The sequence below is a fragment of the Streptomyces ureilyticus genome, assembly GCF_011045025.1.
Taxonomy (GTDB): Bacteria; Actinomycetota; Actinomycetes; order Streptomycetales; family Streptomycetaceae; genus Streptomyces; species Streptomyces ureilyticus.
In genome coordinates this window covers 1-23,140 of sequence record NZ_JAAKZX010000043.1, presented here as the reverse complement: position 1 = coordinate 23,140, position 23,140 = coordinate 1, and the positions used below count along the sequence as shown (strand labels likewise).

Here is a 23,140-nt window from a genome sequence, read left to right as displayed (position 1 = left end):
GTGGGCATACGAAAGTGGCCGCGGCTCAAGAGCCGCGGCCACTGAAAGCAAAGTCGATGGGCTACCCGTGCTGGTACGCCACGATCGAGATCCCGATGTAGTGCGCGACGAACGCCACCAGCGTGAACGAGTGGAACACCTCGTGGAAGCCGAACCAGCGCGGCGACGGGTCGGGGCGCTTGAGGCCGTAGATCACGCCGCCCGCGCTGTAGAGCAGGCCACCGACGATCACCAGGACGAGGACGGCGATCCCGCCCGTGCGCATGAAGTCGGGGAGGAAGAAGACGGCCGCCCAGCCCATCGCGATGTAGCAGGGGGTGTAGAGCCAGCGCGGGGCGCCGACCCAGAACACCCGGAAGAGGATGCCCGCGATGGCGGCGCCCCAGATGCCCCACAGCAGCCACTGCCCCTTGGCGTCCGGCAGGAGCAGCATCGTCAGCGGTGTGTACGTCCCCGCGATGATCAGGAAGATGTTCGCGTGGTCGAGCCGGCGCAGTACGCCGTCGGCCCGCGGCGACCAGTCCCCCCGGTGGTAGATGGCGCTCACGCCGAAGAGCAGGCAGGCGGTCAGGACGAAGATCCCGCAGGCTATGCGTCCGCGCGTCGATTCCGTGAGGGCGGTCAGGACCAGGCCGGAGACGAGCACGGCCGGAAACATCCCGGCATGCAGCCAGCCCCGGAGCTTGGGCTTGACCGGATGCGGCAGATGGGAGAGCGCGGCGGAGACGCGGCCGGTGGTCGGCGACTCCAAGGGCGCGTCGGAGGCGGACGCAGTCATAGGCCGAATCGTACCTACGGAACCGTAAGTCCTGAATCAGTTCGGTCATGTGATAAGGGCCAAGTGGCCTTCCTCTCACCGGGGTTTGAGGGCTGGCCGGCTCGCTTCGCTACGACGAATTGCGGGCGAAGCAGACAATAGCCACTAAACCCCCGGGGGGAATAGCGTGGCGATGGTCACGTCTGCTCAGGTGTGCGGCGCTCTGGACATATGCGCAAACGCGTCGGATGATCAAATGAGTGCGGTCGGCACCGGATGAGCGCCATGATCCAGACGAAGCATCCGGGCCGCGGCCCCCAAGGGGCATTCGACAACAAAATCCCTCATCTAGGAGCAACCGTGGCGCGCGACATCGCGGCTCCCCCTGCCGTTCCCACCAACCACCAGGAACTGATCTCGTGGGTCAACGAGATCGCGGAACTCACGCAGCCGGACAACGTGGTCTGGTGTGACGGCTCAGAGGCGGAATACGAGCGACTGAGCGAGGAGCTCGTCCGTAAGGGCACCTTCAAGAAACTCGACCCGATCAAACGCCCCAACTCCTACTACGCGGCTTCCGACCCGACCGATGTCGCCCGGGTCGAGGACCGCACCTTCATCTGCTCCGAGAAGGAGGAGGACGCGGGTCCGACGAACCACTGGAAGGACCCCGCCGAGATGCGGGAGATCTTCGCGGGCGAGCAGGGTGTCTTCCGGGGCTCGATGCGTGGCCGGACCATGTACGTCGTGCCGTTCTGCATGGGCCCGCTGGGCTCGCCGCTGTCCGCGATAGGCGTCGAGATCACCGACTCCGCGTACGTCGCCGTCTCCATGCGCACGATGACGCGTATGGGCCAGGCGGTTCTGGACGAGCTCGGCTCCGACGGTTTCTTCGTGCGTGCTGTGCACACGCTCGGGGCGCCGCTGGAGGAGGGCCAGGAGGATGTGCCGTGGCCGTGCAACTCCACGAAGTACATCTCGCACTTCCCGGAGACCCGCGAGATCTGGTCGTACGGCTCCGGCTACGGCGGCAACGCGCTGCTCGGCAAGAAGTGCTACGCCCTGCGCATCGCCTCCGTCATGGCGCGCGACGAGGGCTGGCTGGCCGAGCACATGCTCATCCTGAAGCTGACGCCGCCGCAGGGCGAGTCGAAGTACGTCGCCGCCGCCTTCCCGAGCGCCTGCGGCAAGACGAACCTCGCCATGCTGGAGCCCACCGTCCGTGGCTGGACCGTCGAGACCATCGGCGACGACATCGCCTGGATGCGGTTCGGTGAGGACGGCCGTCTGTACGCGATCAACCCCGAGGCCGGTTTCTTCGGCGTCGCGCCCGGCACCGGTGAGCACACCAACGCCAACGCGATGAAGACGCTGTGGGGCAACTCCGTCTTCACCAACGTCGCGCTGACGGACGACGGTGACATCTGGTGGGAGGGGATGACCGAGGAGACGCCCGCCCACCTCACGGACTGGAAGGGCAACGACTGGACGCCGGAGTCCGAGGTTCCCGCCGCCCACCCGAACGCCCGCTTCACCGTCCCCGCCTCCCAGTGCCCGATCATCGCGCCCGAGTGGGAGGACCCGAAGGGCGTGCCGATCTCGGCGATCCTCTTCGGCGGCCGTCGCGCCACGGCGGTCCCGCTGGTCACCGAGTCCTTCGACTGGAACCACGGCGTGTTCCTGGGCGCGAACGTCGCCTCCGAGAAGACGGCCGCCGCCGAGGGCAAGGTCGGCGAACTGCGCCGCGACCCCTTCGCCATGCTGCCGTTCTGCGGCTACAACATGGGCGACTACATGGGGCACTGGATCGACGTCGCCAAGGACAAGGACGCGTCCAAGCTGCCGAAGATCTACTACGTGAACTGGTTCCGCAAGAACGACGCGGGCAAGTTCGTGTGGCCCGGCTTCGGTGAGAACAGCCGCGTTCTGAAGTGGATCGTGGACCGGCTGGACGGCAAGGCGGAGGGCGTCGAGACGCCGATCGGCATCCTTCCGACCAAGGCCGCCCTGGACACGGAGGATCTCGACCTCTCCGAGTCCGAGCTGGACTTCCTCCTCACCGTCGACAAGGACGTCTGGCGCGAGGAGGCGGCGCTGGTCCCCGACCACCTCAACACCTTCGGCTCCCACACGCCGACGGAACTCTGGGACGAGTACCGGGCGCTGGTGAAGCGCCTGGGCTGACGCCCAGCCCGTCCCTGAGCACCACCCCCGGAGGCCGGGGCCCGCACGACGGCGTGCGGGCCCCGGCCTCCCGGCTGCGCGGGCCAGTTGAGCGAACCTGACGGATGACGCCAACCTTCGGCCAATTCACCACTTTTGGGCTAATTTAAGTCCGCAAACTGCGCATACAGGAGATATCAATTCCTGTATGGGAAAATCACACATAGACCTGTCAGGCCGCTATCGCGTGGCCATCGCATTGGTCGCAGCGTTCCTCCCTATACCGGTCGTTCTGGCCGTAGCCCTGATCTGGCCGACCGAACCGGCGTCCGCGCCGACGTCCTCCCAGCCGGCGTCGGCACGACTCCTTGGCCAGCGGCATATGGTGCCCGAGGCGCCGAACGCCGACGTGGTCCGTAAGGAACTCGCTGCCCTCACCGTTGAGGCTCCGCACTCGCTGAAGGGATACAGCAGGGACAAGTTCGAACACTGGGCCATCGAGGACCGCTGGGCCGAGACCCAACAGGTCGTGATCCATCGCGATGCCAAGGCTGCGGGCCTGGGCACACAGGTCCAGGCGGCCGCACAGCAATGGCACAGTCCCTACGACGACCGGATCCTCACCACGCCGTCGCAGGTTCACGTCGATCACGTTGTGCCTCTGGCCAACGCATGGCGCTCGGGAGCGGACAAGTGGAGCCCGGCGCGGCGCCACAAATTCGCCAACGACCTGTCCACCACGCAGCTCGTCGCCGTCTCGGTAGTGGCCAACAGTAAGAAGGGCGACCAGTCGCCCGACCAGTGGGTCCCGTCGAACACCGCCTACCACTGCGTGTACGGCAGGGCCTGGACCCATGTGAAGTTCACCTACGGGCTCTCTGTCACCGCGCAAGAGAAGGCCGCACTCAGCTCGATGCTGGACACCTGCCCGTGAAGGGTTGGTCGATCCGCCGGGTCCTGAACCTCGTAACGCTCACAGGCAGGGGCTCGCCCGCCGCCCGAACGGCGGGCGAGCCCCTGTCAGTTGAACGCCGGAAACACCACGCATGTCGTAAATGAGCCGGAGATAAGCCCATGTCCCTCACCGCTGCCGAAGTGGCAAAAATCCTGATCGTGCTGACCGTGTTCCTGCTGGCGGCGCACCTTGGCGCCTACGTGTTCGCGCGATTGCGTCAGCCTCCGGTCATCGGGGAGATCGTGGGGGGACTGTTGCTGGGGCCGACCGCCCTCGGCTTGATAGCCCCGTCGGTGGCCGGCTGGCTGATACCGCCCTCCGGTCCCACCGCTCATGTGCTGGGCGCGGTCTACCAGCTCGGTACGATTCTGATGGTCTTTCTGGCCGGGCTGGAGATGCGCCAGAGCAGTCTGGGGGCGGAGCGCAGGACCGTCCTCTACACCACCGTCACAGGCCTGATGATCCCCTTCGCCGGGGGCCTGGCCATCGCGCAGGCGGTCGACCCCGAAGCCCTGGTGGGCCCGCACGGATCCGCCATGAGCATCTCCCTCGTCCTGGGCCTGGCCATCGCCGTGACCAGCATCCCGGTCATCTCCCGGATCATGATGGATCTCGGCATCATGGACAGCCTCTTCGCCCGCACGGTGCTCACGGTCGCCGTCGTCGAAGACGTTCTCCTCTATGTCGTCCTGGCGGTGATCCTCGGGCTCGCCCACATCCAGGCGGACACTTCCTACGGGCTGCCCGCCCTGCTCCCCAGCGACTCGATCGGCTGGGACGTGGCCTACTACGTGGGTGCGTCGGTGCTGTTCTTCGCGGTCTTCCTCGCCGGAGGCCGGGCGGTGTTCCAATGGCTCGCCACAGGTCCGCTCAGTGCGCTGGAGCGGCGCAGTCCCGCGGCGTTCCGCCTGGTGTTCCTGTTCGCGCTCTGCCTGAGCTGCATGGGCCTGGGGATCGATCCGATCTTCGGCGCGCTCACTGCGGGCATCGCCATGGCCGAGAAGAAGGACGACGGGAAGACGGTTTCACCCGGCCTGAGCGCGGTGCGGGGTTTCTCGCTGGCCTTCTTCGTGCCGATCTACTTCGCGCTCGTCGGCTTCCGTCTCGACCTGGTCCAGAACCTGGATCTGGTCTTCTTCGGCCAGCTGTTCGTCCTCGCCTGTGTGATCAAGTTCGGCAGCGTGTGGGTGGGCGCGCGCCTGGCCGGCAAGACTCCGTCCTGGTCGACCCACTTCGCGGTGGCGATGAACGCCCGCGGCGGCCCCGGCATCGTCGTGGCATCGGTGACCTTCGGCGCAGGGGTCATCAACGGCCAGTTCTTCGTCGCGCTCGTGCTGCTGTCCATCCTCACCTCCCAACTCGCCGGCGCATGGCTGACCCGGGTGCTCTCGAAGGACCCGACGTTCGTCTCCTCGGACCGGCCGCACGTACCGGAGGAGGCCCTGGTCGGCCACCAGTCGCTGCCCGGTGAACCGCCCTCCGTGACGGCGGTGATCCCACCGGAGACCCGCTCGACGCCCCACTGATCCCCAGGTCAGCTTGCGGGCTCCCTGCCGACCGGGCGCATGATCTCGACCTTGTCCACGACCACCAGGCCCCCGCCCACCAGCTCGTTCAGCTCCGGCAGGAACGCCCGGATGCGGCTTTCCTCATCGATGATCACCACCGCGACCGGCAGATTCTCACTCAGCGACAGCAGCCGGGTGGTGTGGATCAGTGAGGAGGCTCCGAAACCTTCGAACCCCCGGAACACGCTCGCCCCCGCCAGCCCCGCCTTGCGAGCCCGGTGGACGATCTCGCTGGACAGCGGCTTGCGGCGCCACAGGTCCCCGTCCCCGGTGAAAACCGTCACCCGCAGCCCGTTGCTCATCGAGCCAGTCATGCCCGTCTCCGTTCGAGAGGCACCCAAGAGTCGACAGCGTAGGAGGGAAGCGTGGTGAAACCGCCCAACACACCGATGCCGAGGAACGGCCGACCCGGTCGGTGCATCGTGGCCACCGCCGCCCCGGGCCGGCAGCCGCTGAGCTCAGTTGGAACGGTCCTCCAGATACCGCGTATGTGACTCCTGGCGACGAGCCTCCACCTCTCTCAGGCTTGCCGTCAGCTCCTCCATCTCACCCTGTAACAGCGCGAGTTGGCGTTCCAGGTGCCGCTCCGGCGGATCCGTGCCCGGCGTCAGCCGCGTCCACCACCTCGTCCGCACGTACGCGTCCACGGCCTCCGGCACGTCCTGGCGCACCGTACGGGACAGCGCGTGCACGCCCTCCGCGTCCTGGGCGAGCACCTCCGTGACCCAGCCGGGAGCGAGCAGGGCCGTGAGGATTTCCGTCAGTTCGGTGAGGCGGCCGGAGGCCGCGGGTGGCAGCTCGATGTCGGCGAGGTAGTCGCGCAGCTTGCCGAAGTCGTCGCGCAATTCGTCCAGTTGGGCCGACGGGTCGGGGAAGTCCGGCAGCGGCGGGCGTTCCGGCGGGGCGAGGAGCGCGCCCGCGCCGTACAGACCCGCGACCACGACCGGCCAGTACGCCCCCGCCAGCCCCGTGAACGTCAGCCCAAGACCCACGATGCCCAGCGCACTGCCTGTGAGGTTCTTGCGGGACTCCAGGTACGCGAAGGACTTCGCGAAGAAGTTACTGGTAGCCACGGATCTCCTCGAAGGCGCCGTCGAGCGAGCCCTTCCGGGCGTCGAAGAGGCGGCCGCCGGTCAGCTCGGCGATGTGCTCCAGCTCCGCCCGGTCGGAGTCGCCGAAGACGATCGGGAAGACCGGGATCTCCCGCTGCTCGCCGGGCAGTCCGGCGTAGAAGCCGTCGAAGTCCCGCGGCCCCGCCCTCGCCGTGTTCTCGCCGTCCGTCATCAGCACGATCGACGTGAACGCGTCGTCATCGGCGCCGAGATGCTCGTACGCCTTCTCCAGCGACGTATAGATCGCCGTGTCCCCGGAGGCCGTGAGCGCCTCGGCGTCGCGGCGGATCCCGTCGAGACCCGTCCGCGGATCCTCGGGCCGCACCACATGCGTCCGTACGCTCTTGACGGTGGAGCCGAACGGCATCAGCGTCACCTCCTCCCGGTCGCGGAAGTCGCTCGTCAGGGCGGTGAGCGCCTTCTTCAGCTGGTCAAGCCGGCCGTCCTCGCGCATCGAGCCCGAGGTGTCGAGGACGTACACCGTGCGCGAGGGTCGGCGCAGCTTGTTCTCGTAGGCGTCGAGGAGTCCGTCGGCGACGGATCGGCTTGCCGGGAAGGGAAGTTCGCGGCGTCTGTCGCTCGGGCCGGGGGAGTGCGACTCCAGCGCGGCGGCCACGACGGGGCGGCGCCCGGTGAACTCCGCGATGTACCACTGACTCATCGGTTCACGCAGGTGGTCGGCGACACGGCGGACCCTGTCACGGGTGGCCGGGTCCGTGCCGGCGAGGGACGACAGCGGATAGTCGGCCGTGAGGACGCCGTCGCGCGGACGGATCACCGTCATGTCCTTCATCTTGGCGAGGACCGACTCGTAGTTGATGAGCGCGTCCACCGTGCCCCGGCGCTCATACGCGGACGCCAGCCAGCCGGAGGAGCCGGACGTGAGCCGCTGCCCCGCGAAGAACGTCTTCAGCTCCGGCGTGGCCTTCCGCACGTCGTCGTCCGTCAGGGCCGACTGGGCACCGGACAGTGCCGAGGCCACCGAGACCAGCGCGGAGAAACCGGAGTTGGAGCGAGCCGGGTCGGTCATGCCGTACGTCAGCTTGCCGTCCGCGACCGCTCGCTGCACCTGGGACCAGGTGACGTCATCCGGCTTCCAGCCGAGGCGCTTCACGACGTCGGACCTGACGCCGATCGCGACCGGGCTGGCCATGATCGGGGTCTCGGACACGAGCTTCTTCGCGGCTGCCGGGTTGAGGCGCAGATAGTCGTTCGACGCCAGCCATACCGCGTCGTACCGGCCGCCCGCCCGGCCGGACGCGAGCTGGTCGACGGCGTCGCGGGTGCCGGTGTACGTGAACTCGAGCTTGACGCCCGTTTCCCCCTGGACGTCGGCGCTGGCCAGGGCCTCGGTCATGTCGGCGAGCTCGCTGGAGGCGAGGACGCGCACGGTACCGGGTTCGCCCTCCGGCTTCGAGTCGTCGTCCTCCTTCGGGGTCCCCGTGCAGGCGGTGGTGAGTGACAGGATCGCGGCCAGGGCCAGGAGCGTCTTTCTTCCCCTCATCCGAGCCCTCCTTCCAGCGCGCCCTGCGACCGCGACCGCTCCAAGTACGCGGAGGCGTGCTGGAGTTCGGAGGTCAGCGACTCCACCGTGGCGGCCATCGTCTCCGTGGCCTGGGCCTTGTACTGGTCGATCGTGTCGAGCGTCCGGTAGATCTGCTGGAAGGCGCTGCGCAGCGTCTCCGCGCCGACCGCCGGATCCGCGGCGATGCGCTGGATCTCGCCGGACTGGGTGGCGAGCATCTCCGCGTTGCCGCGGATGAGGTCCTCCGTCGTGCCGCGCAGCGCGTTGACCTGCTCGACGACCTGGCGCTGGTTGTCGAGGGCGGAGGCCAGCATCACCGAGATGCGCAGCGCGGACACGGTGGTGGTGGCCGCGCGGTCGACGCCCTTGATCAGTTCCTCGTTGTTGCGGCGTACGACATCCATGGCCAGGTAGCCCTGCGCGCACACCGCGAGCTGGGTGAGCAGGTCCTGGTGCTTCTGGCGCACCGGAAAAAGGACATCGGCGCGCAGGGTGTCGGCCTGCGCCGGATCCGCGGCCTCGACGCCGGCGACGTGCTGCTCGACTGCCTCGTCCAGGGCCTGCGTCAGGACGACGTACTCCTGGAGCTTGCCCATCGTGTCCCAGAGGCGGACCCGCTCGGTCTGCAAGGCCGCGTTGTCGCGGCGCAGCTCGTCCTGGCCACCGCGCAGGGAGCCCACGATCTTGTTCAACGTGCCTTGAGCGGAGGCGTACTTGGCGACATGGTCGCGCAGCTTGTTGCCGCCGGGGAGCCTGGACAGCAGCTTGCGGCCCTTGCCCGCGGGCAGGTCGCGCGGGTCCAGGTCCTCGACCGTACGCCGGAGTTCGACGAGCGAGGACGAGACGCGGGACTGGGCGTCCTCGCCGTTCGAGGGCAGGCTGCGGATCGTACGGTCCAGCATGCGGTTGGACTGCGCGGACGCGGCGCGCATCTCGCCCGAGCCGAGGGCGACGATCTCCCCGATCTTCCCCGCGAACTCGGGGGAGCGGGCGTCGAGGGCGGCGAGCCCGCCGACGTACTCCTCGGCCTTGCGCGCCATGTCCGTACGGACCGACTCGTCGACGGGTACGAGCCCGCCGGCCTTGTCCTTCGGCACGGCCGCGACGGGCGCGGGCGGAGTGAGGACGAAGTCTTCGTTGTCACTGGTCACTTGCAGTTTCCCCCTAGCCCCGCGCCTGGCGTGCCATCTCGTGCAGCACCTTGGAGGCGGGCACGGGCGCCTGCCGGACGCCGGTCAGCTTCTGGTTCAGATACGTGGTGTGGGCGGCGGTCGCCGCCGTGAACTCCGCACTCGCGCCCTGCGGCCGGAACCCGTGCCGCACCGCCAGCTTGCGCAACTGCTTGTCGGTGCTGAGGAGTTCACCGAGCGCCCGGCCCTCTTCGGTGAGGGGTACGACGGTGTGGTCGCTGTTGGCGGTGGTGTCCGGGTAGAGGACCGTCAGGTCGTCGAGGGACCGGTCCCGCATGAGCATCGAGGCGACCTGGGACTCGTAGACGAGGACGAGCGGATTGCCCACCCCGCTGATGAAGTCCCGGAACGTCGCGTCCGAGCTCGTCTGCTGGGCGCCCTGGACGCTGACCAGCTTGCGCATCAGGGGCGCGGTCTCGTCGACGGCGGAGGTGTCGGCGGCGACCCGGCCGCCGGCGGCGACGTACGAGGCGGCGGCGAGGTAGAGCGCGCCGGAGTTCGAACTGGTCGGGTCGGTGGTGGACACGAACAGCGTCCCCGTCAACTCCCCGTACTTGTCCGCATCCTTGAGCTGCTGCCACGTCTTGTTGGCCTGCGCCGCCTTCAGATAGGCGGTCATCTTCAGGGTGCCGTTGCCCTTGTTGACGGTCGCGAGTCCGTTCGCGGCCAGTACCTCGGCGGCGTTGGGGTGCGCCACGACCACGAGGGGTGAATAGAAGGGGCGCGGCAGGGGCTGCCGTGCGCCGTACTTCTTCGCCAGCTCGTCGGCGGGCGCCTGGCTGCCCGGAAACGCGAAGTCGTGTCCCTTCAGGTCCAGGCCTTCCATGGCCCAGGAACCCGATGTCTCCGTTTCCACGGTGTAGCCCTTTGCAGCGAGGGCCTTCACCACGTCGGGGTCGGCGAAGAACTCGGCCTTCTCCGATCCGATCACTCCTCGCACGGTCTTCGTTGCCGTGCTCTTGTCCTGGTCTTCGCGGCCCGCTACGACGGCTGCTGCTACTCCGCCGATGAGGAATACCGCCAGGACGACTGCGACGATTCTTCTCACACCGGGAGAGTGCTCGCGGAACCCAAAGTTCCCCGGCGTCGGGGGTGAACGGGGGGTGACACACCCGTCCCGGTACACAACGGAACCGGCCACACCGCCGCACCCCGAGGCGTTCCGCCCGGGGCCTGGTGAGGACAGTGTGAACTCCTTGTCCATCCTGGGCATTCCTCTTACGGTGGTCCGCCTCGGCAGGGTGAAGGGGACGCGATGCACGTTCAGTTGAGTGCCGCGACGGACGATGGCGTGCTCACCACGCTCGACCTGTACCGGTGGCTGCGGCAGGACCCGGCCGTCCGGCGGCACACGGACGTGACGCTCGGCTCCCCACGCTCCGACGGCCGGACCATGGGGGCCGTCGAGGTCGTCAACCTGGTGCTCGGCCAGTCCTTCAGCGCGCTCAACCTGGCTCTGGCGTACGCGAACTGGCGCAACGCCCGCCCCACCGCCGCGCCGGTCACCATCACGGTCGAGGGCCGGTCGGTCACCGTGACGGGGGCCGACGAAGAGACGGTGGCCCGGATCGTGGAGCTGCTGCGTCCCGGCGCGGCGGACACGGACCGGTGACCCTGCCCGACCCGGCCGCCTCCCGGGCCGTACTGATCGGTGTCGACACCTACACGCACTTGGACGATCTGCCCTCGGTCACCCACAACCTCGCCGGCATGACCGCATTGCTGACCGGATCGCAGTCGTGGGGCCTGGCCCGCGAGCACTGCGTCGTCCTGTCCGGTCCGGAGTCCCACGTCCGGGTCCTCGACGCGGTGAGCGCGGCAGCGGAGGAGGCGACCGACGCCCTGCTCGTGTACTTCGCCGGGCACGGGCTCCTGTCGCAGCAGTCGAGCCTGCACCTGGGACTGCCGAACACGCACCCGGAGCGGCTCTGGGACTCCGTGGCCTACGACCAGCTCCGCCCCCTCGTCCACGCGTGCCGGGCACGGCGCAGTGTCGTCGTCCTCGACTGCTGCTACGGCGGTATGGCCATGCGCGGCTTCATGGGCGAGGCGCCGGCGCTCGCGGACCTCACCGCCATCGAGGGCACGTATCTGCTGACGGCGTCCTCGGCGACGCGGACGGCCATGGCCCCGGAGGACGAGCGGTACACGGCGTTCACCGGTGAACTCCTCGCGGCGGCCGAGGAAGGGGTGCCCGACGGGCCGGACATCCTCGACATGGGCACCGTATTCCTGCACGTACGAAGGAAGCTGCTCAGCAAATCCCGTCCCGAGCCGCAGCAGTGGGCCCGCGATCTCGGCCAGCACATCGCCCTGGTCCGCAACACCTGGACCCCTGCCCCGAGCCCGCAGGCGGAGGCTTATGCGACGGCGCTGCGGGAGGCGGTCGAGCGGGCCGGCGCCGATGTGTCACGGCTCCCGGACGAGCCCCATCCCGTACGCCGCTACCTGAGCGGAGAGCGGGTCGCGCCCAGGGAGTTCGTCGACGCTCTGGGCGACCACGGCGTCGTACTGCCCGAGGCGGAACTGACCCGGCTGCACGCGCTGCGCCGCGCCGCCCAGCGGTCCGCCCCGGACATGGAGGTCCAACTTCTGTACTGGCGGGAGGAGGTGCAGCTGTTACGGAGCCAGTTGGAGCACGCGGGGGGCTATAGCCATGCCGTCGAAGCCGAGTTGGCGGAGGCGGAGGAGCAGCTTCGGTGGCTGCGCACGGAACTCGGGGTACTGCAGAGGCAGTTGGAGGAGCTCAGTAAGGAGAGGGAGCCGGAGCGGGCCGAGGAGAAGGTGGAGGTGGCGGCGGGCACGACCACGACGGTGGCGAAGCCGCCGGGCTCGGGTGGCAGGACGGCGCCGCCCAGCCCGCCACCGGCCCCGGTGTCCGCCACCGGCTGGGGGCTCGGCGCCTTGGCCGTGATCGTTGTGCTGGCCGTCCTCTACACCGTGATCGTGTGGCTGTTCAGCCTCGGCGAGGTGTCGCTGGCCTACGACAGTGGCCGGAAGCCCGCCCTGGCCGGACAGTCGCAGCACGACAGCTGGAACTCGAGCACGAGCGGTCCCACCTATGTCTGGGACGTCACGGAGGGTGTCGAGAGCACCTTCCAGCCCGACGAGGACGGCGCGACCGACCGTCTGCTGGGCGATCTCACGGTCCGCGTGCCGACCGGGTGCGAGGAGCGGAAGACCGACTGGGTGGTCTCCGTCGACGGCGAACGGATCGGCCACGGCACCCTGACCGGGAAGCCGGAACATACGGTGAAGATCGACCACGCCCTGGCGGAACCGGCCGGCAAGGTGTCCGTCAATGCCTGGTGGGACGGCGGCAGCGGCTCCTGCGAAAGCTTCGGTCTGGTGTGGAAAGACCCCCGGCTGTCCAAGAGTTTCGACTTCGTCGCATGATGAACGACCGGATGGACGTGGGCGCGGGTGCCGGGGGCGGCTTGGGGTGCTTCGGGTTCCTCGTCATGCTGATCGCCGGCTATGTCATGTTCGTCAACACCACGGGCGACCCCCGTGATCTGACGTACGCCTCCGGTACGCGACCCCAGACGGCGGTCGAGATCCACGCGAACGAGCACGGCGGCTCCACCGACTTCGATTACGCCTGGGACGTCCGGCGCCGCGTCGAAACCACCTTCTCCGTGCCCATCCGTCTCGGTGGCGGCAGGAGCGCCTCGCTCGAGGGCGATCTGCACGTGGAGGTGCCCGAGGGCTGCGCCGACCGGACGATCCACTGGGAAGCCCGCGCCGACGGCACGCGGATCGGGTCCGGCCGGCTGAAGTGGCTGCGGACGTACGACCTGGAGACCGGCCTGGAGACCGAGGGTATCCCCGCCCGGATCAGGCTCAGCGCCTGGTGGGACGGCGGCACCGAGGTCTGCCCGTCCTTCGCCCTGACCTGGTCGGACCCGAGGGTGCGCCCGAGCGTGGACTACAACCTCCTGGACTGAGCCGTCCGGGGCACCCGCCGCCGGGATGCAGATGGCGCCCGGTCCGCGCGTCGCTGCGGGTGCGCGCGGACCGGGGCCGATCGAGGGGAGCCCGGAGGGCTCAGTGCGGGGCGAGTTCCCGCGCGGTGCCGGCGAGCGCGGCGGCATGCGCGTCCATGCGCTCCGCCGCGAGGATCGCCGCCGCCGTATCCGCTCGGGACGCCGCCACGACGAGGGCGCGCCCGGCAAGGGCATGCGCGCGCTCGTGGAGCGCGACGAGCCGCGGCTCGTGCAGACCTGACGACGTGCGGACCGGCGGCCGGCCGCCACGCAGTCGCGCCACCTCCGTGGCCAGCCGTTCGGCGGCCGCGTCCAGGTCGGCCGACGACTCAAGCCCACGCAACTCATCCGTCACCGCAAGCAACGCCCCGAGATGCCCGGCGAGCTGGATGTCCAGCTCCTCCTCCCGCGACCGGTGCGGAAAGTCGGCGCTGCCGACCGGTGTGTGGACCGACTTGGTGCGGATCGGTTCGTACATGGGGACGGCCTCCTGTGCTCTGACAGGAAGCCATCCTAGCTTAGATTCAGTCTAAAGTTGAGTCGGTTCGCGAAAGAGAGTCATAGGCTCACGCAGCGTCACGGCTGGCCGTAGCCGTCCAGGAAGTTCCCGATCCGCGTCACCGCGTCCGTCAGATCCCGCGCCGTCGGCAGGGTCACGACCCGGAAGTGATCGGGCTCCGGCCAGTTGAACCCCGACCCCTGCACCACCATGATCTTCTCGGCCCGCAGCAGATCCAGCACCAGCTGCCGGTCGTCCTTGACCTTGAACACCTTCGGATCGAGCCGCGGGAAGAGATACAGCGCCCCCTTCGGCTTCACACACGTCACGCCCGGAATCTGCGTGAGCAGTTCATGCGCGACGTCCCGCTGCTCCCGCAGTCGCCCGCCCGGCAGCACCAGATCCTCGATCGTCTGCCGCCCGCTCAACGCGGCGACCACCCCGTGCTGACCGGGCATGTTCGCGCACAGCCGCATGTTCGCCAGGATCGTCAGGCCCTCGATGTACGAGTCGGCGTGCGCCCGCGGCCCGGAGATCGACATCCAGCCCACCCGGTAGCCCGCCACGCGGTACGCCTTCGACATCCCGTTGAAGGTGAGCGTCAGCAGATCCGGGGCGATCTTGGCGGTCGCGGTGTGCGTGGCGTCGTCGTACAGGATCTTGTCGTAGATCTCGTCGGAGCAGACGAGCAGGTTGTGCCGGCGCGCGATGTCCGTCAGGCCGCGCAGCATCGCCTCGTCGTATACCGCGCCCGTCGGGTTGTTCGGGTTGATGATCACGAGCGCTTTGGTCCGGTCGGTGACCTTGCGCTCGATGTCGGCGAGGTCCGGCATCCAGTCGGACTGCTCGTCGCAGCGGTAGTGCACGGCCGTGCCGCCGGACAGTGATACCGCGGCCGTCCACAGCGGATAGTCGGGCGCGGGTACGAGGACCTCGTCGCCGTCGTCGAGCAGGCCCTGCATCGCCATCACGATCAGCTCGGAGACGCCGTTGCCGATGAAGACGTGCTCGACGTCCGTCTCGATGCCGAGGGTCTGGTTGTGCATGACGACGGCCCGGCGTGCCGCGAGCAGGCCCTTCGCGTCGCCGTAGCCGTGCGCCGACGACACGTTGCGGAGGATGTCCTCGAGGATCTCGGGCGGGCATTCGAAGCCGAATGCGGCCGGATTCCCGGTGTTCAGCTTCAGGATGCGGTGGCCGGCCGCCTCGAGTCGCATCGCCTCCTCGAGAACCGGGCCCCGGATCTCGTAACAGACGTTGGCGAGCTTGGTCGACTGGATCACCTGCATGCCCGCGAGCTTACGGCCGCGTAACGCTTCGTGGGACGTGTTTTCCACCACGCGAGACGTGATGGTTTGGGTTGATATCGTCCCCAGTTACACCACAGGCCCCTCTTTTCTCTACAATCCACCTCCATGTTCCGGACACAGAGCGCGGCAGAAGTACGCACGACGCCCAGGCCGCGAATAAGCCAGCCGGTGCGCGCGACGTGAACGACGCGTACCGGGAGAACGTCGAAGGTCAAGGCGCGCCGCCTGTGTACCACCCGTACGGCGAGGCGGCTCCGCCGTACGACGAGTACGCGGATCCGGCGGTCGCGCACGGGTGGCAGAACACGTATGACGACACGGTCCGCATCGAGCCCGCGGAGGATGCGGGGAACGCGGATCTCCCCGATGACGTACCCGATGACGTAGGGCGTCACGAGCGGCTGATGCGCCGCCGCCGGGTCCGGATGAAGAGGCGCGGAGCCGTCGCGGCCGGTGTGGCCGTCGCCGGGATCTTCGCCGTCGCGATCTCCGGGCTCTTCGGTTCCGAGCCCTCCGAGAAGGAGGACCAAGAGGCGCCGAAGGCCCAGCAGTCCTCCTCGGCCACGGACGAACCCGGCTCGACCGCCCCGTTGGTCGACGACCCGTCAGGAGCGTCGGCCAAGGCCTCGGACGGGTCGGCGTCCGAGGCGTCGGACAGTGCCTCGGACCAGGACGCGGTGAGCCCCTCACCGAGCGACTCCCGGTCCGACGAGTCCGATGGCTCCGGCGAACCCGCCACAGGGACACCCTCGACCACGGCCGCCGCCCCAACGAGCGAGCCGGACAAGGGGAATGGCAACGCCGGTCGTGGGCAGGGAGCCACCAAGCGCCCCAAGTAGCGGCAACCGCCAGGCCGTACGGCGTGAACCAACCCCAACCGGCGGCGTGATGCAACTCCTTGCTCATTCACCCCTCTCGCGATCACAATGCGCATGACAATGCTGCGGGCGACCGGAAATTCTCCGGTCGCCCAAGTCGTAAGAGAGGACCCCCACATGAGAAAACCTCTCATCGCCGCGCTCAGTGCCCTGGCTCTTGCCGGGCTCGGCGCGGTACCCGCCGGTGCGGCCACCGCCGTGGCGGCCGAGCCCACGGCATCGGCGTCGACCGCGGGCAAGGGCGTGGACACGGACACGGTCACATCGGTGGCCCATGACGCGGTCACGTCCACCACGGCGAACCTGTCCCGGGTCACCACGCCGAAGGCCCAGGCCGTGGACTTCGCAGGCACGGTCTCGCTCAGCAACTGCTCCGGCTCCGTCGTGCGCATGCCCGACTCGGAGGCGAACGATCCCGCCCTCGTGATGTCCAACGGCCACTGCCTGGAGGCCGGCTTCCCGGAGCCCGGCGAGGTCATCGTCGACCAGCCCTCCAGCCGCACCTTCGGGCTGCTCAACTCGGCCGGTTCGCGCGTGGCGACACTCCGCGCCGACAAGATCGCGTACGCGACGATGACGGACACCGACGTCTCGCTGTATCAGCTGACCAGCACGTACCAGCAGATACAGGACTCGTACGACATCCAGGCCCTGGAGCTCAGCGCCGCGCGCCCGGCAGCCGGAACCGACATAAGCGTCGTCTCCGGTTACTGGAAGCGCATCTACAGCTGCAGCGTCGACGGCTTCGCGCACCGCCTGCGCGAGGGTGCCTGGACCTGGAAGGACTCGGTCCGTTACACCTCCGCCTGCGACACCATCGGCGGCACGTCCGGTTCGCCCGTCGTCGACGACGCCACCGGCAAGGTCGTCGCCGTCAACAACACCGGCAACGAGGACGGCGCCCGCTGCACCGACAACAACCCCTGTGAGGTCGACGAGAGCGGCAACATCACCGTCCGCGAGGGCATCAACTACGGGCAGCAGACGTACAACATCGTCCCCTGCGTCGGGCTCGACAACAAGATCGACCTGAGCCGGCCCGGGTGCACCCTGCCCAAGCCGTAGCTTGCGCAATGACGTCTTCGGCGGGCGGTCACGTGGCAGTACGGCGGACCGCCCGCCCCGCCATTACGTCAGTACGCCGGCCGTCCTCGATGACGAAACGGCCGTCGATCAGGACGTACGGGATGCCGGTCGGGAGCGTGCGCGGCTCCTCGAACGTCGAGCCCGCCGCCACCGTGGCCGGGTCGAAGAGGACCAGGTCGGCCCGGTACCCCTCGCGCACCAGTCCGCGGTCCGGCAGCCTCAGCCGGGCCGCCGGGCGCGAGGTGAGATGCGCGACGCACTCCTCCAGGCCCAGGACGCCCAACTCCCGTACGTACCGGCCGAGGTACTGCGGGAAGGTCCCGTACGCCCGCGGATGCGGTTTGTCGCCCTGGAGGATGCCGTCCGAGCCGCCGGTGTGGACGGGGTGGCGCATGATCTCCTGAACGTTCTCCTCGTGGCCGACGTGCTGCAGGATCGTCGAGCCGAGTCCGTCGTCGAGGAGGAGGCGGCGGGCGGTCGTCCAGGGGGTCTCGCCGCGCAGGGCCGCCGACTCCTGGACCGTACGGCCGACATGGTCACCCAAGGCCGGGTTCGTCACGCCCGAGATCTCGATGGTGTCCCACTCGATGGGGACGCCGTGGCAGCCGTCCGCGCCCACGACCTCCATGTGGTGGCGGATCCGTTCGGCGGTGTCCTCGTCCTTCAGCCGGGCGAGGATCGCCTCCGGGCCGCCCTCACTCGCCCAACTGGGCAGCATCGCCACGAGAGTTGTGCAGCCGGGGGTGTAGGGGTACGTGTCCAGGCTGATGTCGGCCCCTGACGCGAGTGCCTCGTCGAGGAGCGCCAGCAGGTCCGGGGCCTTCCCCTTGTTCACGCCGAAGTTCATGGTGGCGTGGGCGAGATGGAGGGAGCAGTGGGCGGTGCGCGTCAGCTCCACCATCTCCTTGTACGCGTCCAGGGCGCCCGCTCCGTACGAGCGGTGGTGCGGGCAGTAGTAGCCGCCGTACTCCGCCACCACCCGGCACAGCTCGGTGAGTTCGGCGTCCTTGGCGTACATGCCGGGGGTGTACGTCAGCCCGGAGGACAGGCCCACGGCGCCCTCGCCCATCCCCTCGGCCACCAACTGCCGCATCCTGTCGAGCTCTTGGGGTGTCGCCTCGCGGTCGTCCCAGCCGACGGCCAGCATGCGGACGGTGCCCTGGGGGATGAGGTATGCCGCGTTGAGCGCGATGCCCTCGCCGTCGAAGCCGTGGTCGAGGCGGTCCAGGTACTCGCCCACCGACCGCCAGGTGAAGTCGATGTCGTCGCCGTGTCCGTTCCAGCCGGTGATCGCGCGGCGCACCTCGGCGAGCGTACGGTCGTCGACCGGCGCGTACGACAGCCCGTCCTGCCCGATGACTTCGAGGGTCACCCCCTGGGCGACCTTCGCGCTGTGGTCCGGGTCCCGGAGCAGGGCGAGGTCGCTGTGGGCGTGCATGTCGATGAAACCGGGGGAGAGGACGAGGCCCTCGGCGTCGAGGACGCGGGTGGCGGTGGGGCGCAGACAGCCGGCCGCCGCGGCTTCTTTGACGATCGCGGTGATACGGCCGCCTTCGACGGCGACGTCGGCGCGGTAGGAGGGCTCACCGCTGCCGTCGACGACTTCCGCGTCGCGGATGACGAGATCCATGGTGCCGCCTTTCCGGGCTCCGCCCGAGCTGTCGAGTTGTTCGCGCCTCCAGCGCGTCCCTGGGGGTGTCGGGGGCTTGCCCCGACGAAGGGCGAGCGGCTGGGTGGGGCTAGAAAAACGTGCGCACGTAGTCCACCACCGTGCCATCCGCCTCCACCAGCGGGATCAGCTGCCACTTGTCGAAGGACGTGCAGGGGTGGGAGAGGCCGAGGCCGAGCCAGTCGCCCACGCGCAGGTCCGCCTCCGGAGTCGTACGGAGCCAGCCGTGCTGGTCGGAGAGTCCGGTCACCGTGATGCCGGTCGCCGGGTGCTCTTCGCCGCCGGAGCGCACCACCTGGGCGGAGGGGAGGTCCAGGTCGTACGCCGCGTCCCGCTTGCCCGCGTTGATGAAGGCCTGCTCGGGGGAGGGGCGGGACACGACCTGCGCCCAGAGGCGGAAGGCGGGGTGGAGGGCGCCCTCGTCGGGGACGCGGTTGAAGGGGGTGATCCGGCGGTAGTGGCCGTCGTCGTGCGAGACGTACGCTCCGGAGCGCAGCAACTTCAGTACGGGAAGGGAGAGTTCGGGGATCCCGTCGAAGACGTCGGCCACCGCGTCGAACCAGGCGCTGCCGCCCGCGCTGACCACGATCTCGTCCAGGCCCGCTCCGGCGAAGCGGCCCGCCTTGTCGAAGTCGGCGGCGAGTGCGGTGAGGCGGCGGAGCCACGCGTGCACCCGCTCCGGGGTCGCGTCCGGCACCTCGCCCTCGTAACCCGCCACGCCCACAAGACGCAGCGTGTCCGTCGCGGCCACCGCGTCCGCGACGGCCGCGCACTCCGCCTCCGTACGGACGCCGGTGCGGGCGCCGTCGCCCGCGGCCAGCTCGACGACGACGTCCACGGGGCGGTCGGCTCCGCTGCGGGACGCGCGCAGCGTCGCGTCCATCAGCTCGACGCCGCGTACGGAGTCCACGTAGCAGATGAGCTGGAAGTTCGGGTCGGCGGTGAGCTGGGACGCGACCCACTTCAATGCGGCCGGGTCCACCAACTCGTTGGCGAGGAAGACGCGTTGGATGCCGAAGGCGCGGGCCACCCGCACCTGGTGAGGTACGGCGAGGGTGATGCCCCAGGCCCCGTACTCGATCTGGCGGTGGAAGAGCCGGGGTGCCATCGAGGTCTTGCCGTGCGGGGCGAAGGCGAGTCCGTGGCGGGTCGCATACGTCTCCATGAGCTGGAGGTTGTGCTCCAGGCGCTCGGCGGAGAGGGCGAGGACGGGGGTGGTGAAGCCGTCGGTGAAGAGGTTGCGGCGCTGGGCGGTCAGCTCGCCGACCGTCAGGCCGTCGGCGTCGGGAGGGAGGCCCTTGAAGCGGTGGTCGACGAGCTCCTCGGCGAGCGCGGAGAGCCGGTGTGCGCCTTCTGCGGCGGTGTCGGCGGCGGTGCCGGCGGGGGTGTCGGCGGTGGCCATGGAGCCTCCCTGCTTCCTAAGGTATTGCACTATATGCAACGCTCATTGCGTATAGCGCTCAGTGCTGTTTAACATCTCGGCCAACGCCGGGTCAACGGAGCCGCTGCGACCCGCGAACCCACGAGGAGCCTCCGCCATCGTCACCCCCACCGGACCCGCTCGCACCGATGCCGCCGTGGACGCCATGGACGTCGTAGACGTCGTCACGCTCGGCGAGTCCATGGTCACGTTCCTGCCCTCCCGGCCGGGACGTCTCGCCGACGTACCGTCCTTCGACCGGGGCATCGGCGGAGCGGAGTCCAACGTGGCGTGCGGGTTGGCTACCGCCGGGCACTCCGTGAGATGGGTCAGCCGGGTGGGCGCCGACGGCTTCGGCCGGCACCTGGTGGAACGCATCGCCGCCCATGGCGTCGACACGAGCGCCGTCCGGATCGACCCGTCCCGGCCTACGGGCATCTACTTCCGTACGGCGGGGGAGCGGGCGCTCACCGCGGACGCGGGCCCTGCGCGGGGCGTGGGCGGGGCGAGAGGATCGCGGGGCGCGGACGGCGTGCGTGGCTCGGGGAATCTCCGTGAACCGGACGCCGCCGGGGTCTCCGACGGGGCCGGGGGCTCCGACACGGCCAGGGCCTCCGACAGGGCCGGGGGCTCTGACAGGGCCGGGGGCTCTGACAGGGCTCGGGGCTCCGACAGTGGCGCTGAGGGCGACCTGCCCGCCGAGGTCGTCTACTACCGCGCGGGTTCCGCCGCCTCCGCGATGTCCCCCGCGAACATGCCGGGTGAGGAGATCCGCTCCGGCCGCGTGCTCCACCTCTCCGGCATCACCGCCGCGCTTTCCGAAGACTGCCTCGCCCTTCTCCGCGAACTCACGGCACCCCGCCCCGGCCGCCCCCTCGTCTCCTTCGACGTCAACTACCGCGTCGACCTCTGGCACGACCGGGCCGAGGCGGGCGGGATCCTGCTCGACCTCGCCCGCGGCAGCGATCTCGTCTTCGTGGGCGCCGACGAGGCCGAGGCCGCCTGGGGCGTCACCGGCGGCCCCGCGGCGATCCGCGCGGCGCTGCCGGAGCCGCGTCTGCTGGTCGTCAAGGAGGGCGGCCGGGGCGCCACCGTCTTCCAACGCGAGCCGCATGACGACGTGTCCGAGGAGGGCGGTCGGGGCGCTACCGTCTTCCAACGCGAGTCGCACGAAGACGCGTCCGGCGAAGCCGGGGCCGTCCGCCGTCCGGGAGTCGGCCCGGCCGGCCGGTTCCACGCCGGCGAGTCGCACGACGACGCGTCCGGCGAAGCCGGTGCTGTCCGTAGCCCGGGAGCCGGCCTGGCCGTCGAGACGGCGCCGGCGGCGGGCGGGTCCCCGGCGGCCGGCCGACTCCACGGCCCCGACACCGTCACCCACCTCCCCGTCAGCCACCTCCCCGACACCGTCACCCACGTCCCCGCCCTCCGCGTCGACGTCGTCGCCCACGTCGGTGCCGGCGACGCCTTCGCCGCCGGTTTCCTGTCCGCGACCCTGCGCGGGCTCCCCGTGCGGGACCGCATCCGGCACGGGCATCTCATGGCCGCCGCCGTGCTCACCGTGCCCGGGGATCTCGGGGCCCCTCCGGCACGCGAGTACGCCGACCGGCTGGTCGCGCTGGACGAGGGCGCGTGGGGGACACTTCGACTCGGCCCCGGCTGGACGCAAGCCGATCGGGCCAAGGAGGAGGTACGTACCCCATGAGCCAGACCGTCGATCGCGCCCTGAGCATCCTGCCGCTCCTCGCCGAGGGACCCGCCGACCTCGGCCAGGTCGCCGAACGGCTCGGCGTCCACAAGTCCACGGCGCTTCGCCTCCTTCGCACCCTCCACGAGCACGGCCTCGTCTACCGCCAGTCCGACCAGCGTTACCGCCTCGGCGCCCGCCTCTTCGCCCTCGCCCAGGAAGCCGTCGAGAACCTCGACATCCGCGAGATCGCCCACCCTCATCTCGTACGCCTCAACGAACAGTGCGGCCACACCGTCCACCTCGCCGTGTACGAGGACGGCGAGGTCCTCTACATCGACAAGGTCGAGAGCCGCTACCCGGTGCGCATGTACTCCCGTATCGGAAAACCCGTCGCCATCACCGTGGCCGCCGTCGCCAAGCTGCTGCTCGCCGACCTGCCCGAGCCCGAGCGCCGCGCTCTCGCGGAGAAGCTCGACTACCCCATGTACACGGCCCGTTCGATCCCCAACGCCCCCGCTTTCCTCCAGGAGTTGGCGACCGTACGCGAACAGGGCTGGGCCACCGACCTAGGCGGCCACGAGGAGTCCATCAACTGCGTCGGCGCCCCCATCCGCGGCACCGACGGCCGCGCCGTCGCCGCCATGTCGGTCTCCGCCCCGAACGTCGTCGTCACCGCCGACGAACTCCTTACGCTGCTCCCGCTGGTGCGCCGTACGGCCGAGACCATCAGCCGCGAGTACTCCGGCACCACACCCCTCAAGGACCTCAAGGAAGCGAGCTCATGACGGAAAAGACCGCCATCACCCCGAAGACCCACACCACCCCGCCCGCCAAGTTCTCGCATGGAGTCAAGAAGGGGAACATCCTCCAGGTCGCCGGCCAGGTCGGCTTCCTGCCGGCCGTGGAGGGCCAGCCGCCGACCCCCGCCGGCCCGACCCTGCGCGACCAGACCCTCCAGACCCTCGCCAACGTCAAGTCGGTCCTCGAGGAGGGCGGCGCGACCTGGGACGACGTGATGATGATCCGCGTCTACCTGACGGACGTCGACCACTTCGCCGACATGAACGCGATTTACAACCAGTACTTCGAGGAGCAGGGCCTCACCGGGCCGCCGTCAGCCCGCACGACGGTCTACGTGGGCCTGCCGGCAGGCCTCTTGGTCGAGATCGACGCATTGGCAGTACTGGACAGCTAAGTCCCCCACCCCGCGCCCTTCAGGGGCGCGGGGCTGTATCGATATGCGGCTCCGCCCCGTGGACGCGAGCAACCACATACAAACCCGCGTCCGGCGGCCATCAGCACCACCCCCCACAAACCCCGCACCCCGTACGGCGA

The 23,140-nt window shown here is 69.4% G+C and carries 21 protein-coding genes; 11 read left to right on the top strand and 10 right to left on the bottom strand.

The genetic code is table 11. The features are described 5' to 3' along the window. Nucleotides 1-61 precede the first annotated feature (61 nt). Nucleotides 62-778, bottom strand: a complete 717-nt coding sequence (gene trhA / locus G6048_RS16190) for a PAQR family membrane homeostasis protein TrhA (RefSeq protein ID WP_165340237.1) — start codon at nucleotides 776-778, stop codon at nucleotides 62-64. 339 nt (nucleotides 779-1,117) lie between these two features. On the opposite strand from trhA, the gene G6048_RS16185 reads away from it, so the two are divergent. The 3 genes from G6048_RS16185 to G6048_RS16175 all read left to right on the top strand — a co-directional run bounded on the left by G6048_RS16185 (nucleotide 1,118) and on the right by G6048_RS16175 (nucleotide 5,401). Continuing rightward, nucleotides 1,118-2,941, top strand: coding sequence for a phosphoenolpyruvate carboxykinase (GTP) (locus tag G6048_RS16185; RefSeq protein ID WP_165340236.1), 1,824 nt, complete (start codon nucleotides 1,118-1,120; stop codon nucleotides 2,939-2,941). A 187-nt stretch (nucleotides 2,942-3,128) separates the two neighbouring features. Next, nucleotides 3,129-3,854 (top strand): HNH endonuclease family protein, encoded by a 726-nt coding sequence (locus G6048_RS16180; RefSeq protein WP_165340235.1) that lies wholly within the window; start codon nucleotides 3,129-3,131, stop codon nucleotides 3,852-3,854. Between the two features lie 140 nt (nucleotides 3,855-3,994). Continuing rightward, nucleotides 3,995-5,401 (top strand): cation:proton antiporter, encoded by a 1,407-nt coding sequence (locus tag G6048_RS16175; RefSeq protein WP_165340234.1) that lies wholly within the window; start codon nucleotides 3,995-3,997, stop codon nucleotides 5,399-5,401. 8 nt (nucleotides 5,402-5,409) lie between these two features. On the opposite strand, the gene G6048_RS16170 is transcribed toward G6048_RS16175, so the two are convergent. The 5 genes from G6048_RS16170 to G6048_RS16150 form a co-directional block, all read right to left on the bottom strand. Next, nucleotides 5,410-5,757: a DUF190 domain-containing protein gene (locus G6048_RS16170; protein ID WP_165340233.1), complete on the bottom strand. Its 348-nt coding sequence runs from the start codon at nucleotides 5,755-5,757 to the stop codon at nucleotides 5,410-5,412. Between the two features lie 144 nt (nucleotides 5,758-5,901). After that, nucleotides 5,902-6,516: a hypothetical protein gene (locus G6048_RS16165; protein ID WP_165340232.1), complete on the bottom strand. Its 615-nt coding sequence runs from the start codon at nucleotides 6,514-6,516 to the stop codon at nucleotides 5,902-5,904. Beyond that, entirely contained in the window at nucleotides 6,503-8,059 is a 1,557-nt protein-coding gene (locus G6048_RS16160; RefSeq protein WP_165340231.1) for a vWA domain-containing protein, read from the bottom strand. Before G6048_RS16160 ends, G6048_RS16165 begins: the two co-directional genes overlap by 14 nt. Continuing rightward, nucleotides 8,056-9,231, bottom strand: a complete 1,176-nt coding sequence (locus G6048_RS16155; RefSeq protein WP_408056139.1) for a toxic anion resistance protein — start codon at nucleotides 9,229-9,231, stop codon at nucleotides 8,056-8,058. Before G6048_RS16155 ends, G6048_RS16160 begins: the two co-directional genes overlap by 4 nt. Nucleotides 9,232-9,244: 13 nt before the next feature. After that, complete coding sequence (locus G6048_RS16150) at nucleotides 9,245-10,318, bottom strand: hypothetical protein (protein ID WP_165340230.1); 1,074 nt, start codon at nucleotides 10,316-10,318, stop codon at nucleotides 9,245-9,247. 207 nt (nucleotides 10,319-10,525) lie between these two features. Between G6048_RS16150 and G6048_RS16145 the strand changes: the two genes are divergently transcribed. The 3 genes from G6048_RS16145 to G6048_RS16135 are packed head-to-tail and all read left to right on the top strand — an operon-like array spanning nucleotide 10,526 to nucleotide 13,217. Continuing rightward, on the top strand, nucleotides 10,526-10,882 hold the full coding sequence (locus G6048_RS16145) for an effector-associated constant component EACC1 (protein WP_165340229.1): 357 nt from the start codon (nucleotides 10,526-10,528) through the stop codon (nucleotides 10,880-10,882). Continuing rightward, entirely contained in the window at nucleotides 10,879-12,666 is a 1,788-nt protein-coding gene (locus tag G6048_RS16140; protein ID WP_165340228.1) for a caspase family protein, read from the top strand. The genes G6048_RS16145 and G6048_RS16140 overlap by 4 nt, the downstream gene beginning before the upstream one ends. Further along, nucleotides 12,663-13,217: a hypothetical protein gene (locus G6048_RS16135; protein ID WP_165340227.1), complete on the top strand. Its 555-nt coding sequence runs from the start codon at nucleotides 12,663-12,665 to the stop codon at nucleotides 13,215-13,217. The genes G6048_RS16140 and G6048_RS16135 overlap by 4 nt, the downstream gene beginning before the upstream one ends. A gap of 100 nt (nucleotides 13,218-13,317) precedes the next feature. Here G6048_RS16135 and G6048_RS16130 read toward each other — a convergent pair whose 3' ends face one another. Together G6048_RS16130 and G6048_RS16125 are read right to left on the bottom strand one after the other, a co-directional pair. Beyond that, complete coding sequence (locus tag G6048_RS16130; RefSeq protein ID WP_165340226.1) at nucleotides 13,318-13,734, bottom strand: SCO4983 family protein; 417 nt, start codon at nucleotides 13,732-13,734, stop codon at nucleotides 13,318-13,320. Nucleotides 13,735-13,832: 98 nt separating this feature from the next. Continuing rightward, complete coding sequence (locus tag G6048_RS16125) at nucleotides 13,833-15,044, bottom strand: pyridoxal phosphate-dependent aminotransferase (protein WP_165340225.1); 1,212 nt, start codon at nucleotides 15,042-15,044, stop codon at nucleotides 13,833-13,835. 200 nt (nucleotides 15,045-15,244) lie between these two features. Between G6048_RS16125 and G6048_RS16120 the strand changes: the two genes are divergently transcribed. Both G6048_RS16120 and G6048_RS16115 read left to right on the top strand, forming a co-directional pair. Further along, complete coding sequence (locus G6048_RS16120) at nucleotides 15,245-15,904, top strand: hypothetical protein (protein ID WP_165340224.1); 660 nt, start codon at nucleotides 15,245-15,247, stop codon at nucleotides 15,902-15,904. 156 nt (nucleotides 15,905-16,060) lie between these two features. Beyond that, nucleotides 16,061-17,008: a S1 family peptidase gene (locus G6048_RS16115; RefSeq protein ID WP_165340223.1), complete on the top strand. Its 948-nt coding sequence runs from the start codon at nucleotides 16,061-16,063 to the stop codon at nucleotides 17,006-17,008. A gap of 28 nt (nucleotides 17,009-17,036) precedes the next feature. Here the strand turns inward: G6048_RS16115 and G6048_RS16110 are convergent, their stop codons facing one another. Both G6048_RS16110 and G6048_RS16105 read right to left on the bottom strand, forming a co-directional pair. Then, a complete protein-coding gene (locus G6048_RS16110) occupies nucleotides 17,037-18,659 on the bottom strand; it encodes an N-acyl-D-amino-acid deacylase family protein (RefSeq protein ID WP_165340222.1) in 1,623 nt (540 codons plus the stop codon). A 109-nt stretch (nucleotides 18,660-18,768) separates the two neighbouring features. After that, nucleotides 18,769-20,100: an amino acid deaminase gene (locus tag G6048_RS16105; RefSeq protein WP_165340221.1), complete on the bottom strand. Its 1,332-nt coding sequence runs from the start codon at nucleotides 20,098-20,100 to the stop codon at nucleotides 18,769-18,771. 184 nt (nucleotides 20,101-20,284) lie between these two features. Here G6048_RS16105 and G6048_RS16100 point away from each other — a divergent pair, with 184 nt between their 5' ends. Genes G6048_RS16100 through G6048_RS16090 form a run of 3 tightly spaced genes read left to right on the top strand, consistent with a single transcriptional unit; the run spans nucleotide 20,285 to nucleotide 23,000 of the window. Beyond that, the gene (locus G6048_RS16100; RefSeq protein ID WP_165340263.1) at nucleotides 20,285-21,820 is read left to right on the top strand and encodes a sugar kinase; all 1,536 of its coding nucleotides are present in this window, start codon (nucleotides 20,285-20,287) and stop codon (nucleotides 21,818-21,820) included. Beyond that, nucleotides 21,817-22,590, top strand: a complete 774-nt coding sequence (locus tag G6048_RS16095; RefSeq protein WP_165340220.1) for an IclR family transcriptional regulator — start codon at nucleotides 21,817-21,819, stop codon at nucleotides 22,588-22,590. The genes G6048_RS16100 and G6048_RS16095 overlap by 4 nt, the downstream gene beginning before the upstream one ends. Then, nucleotides 22,587-23,000: a RidA family protein gene (locus G6048_RS16090; protein ID WP_165340219.1), complete on the top strand. Its 414-nt coding sequence runs from the start codon at nucleotides 22,587-22,589 to the stop codon at nucleotides 22,998-23,000. The genes G6048_RS16095 and G6048_RS16090 overlap by 4 nt, the downstream gene beginning before the upstream one ends. Nucleotides 23,001-23,140: the final 140 nt, after the last annotated feature.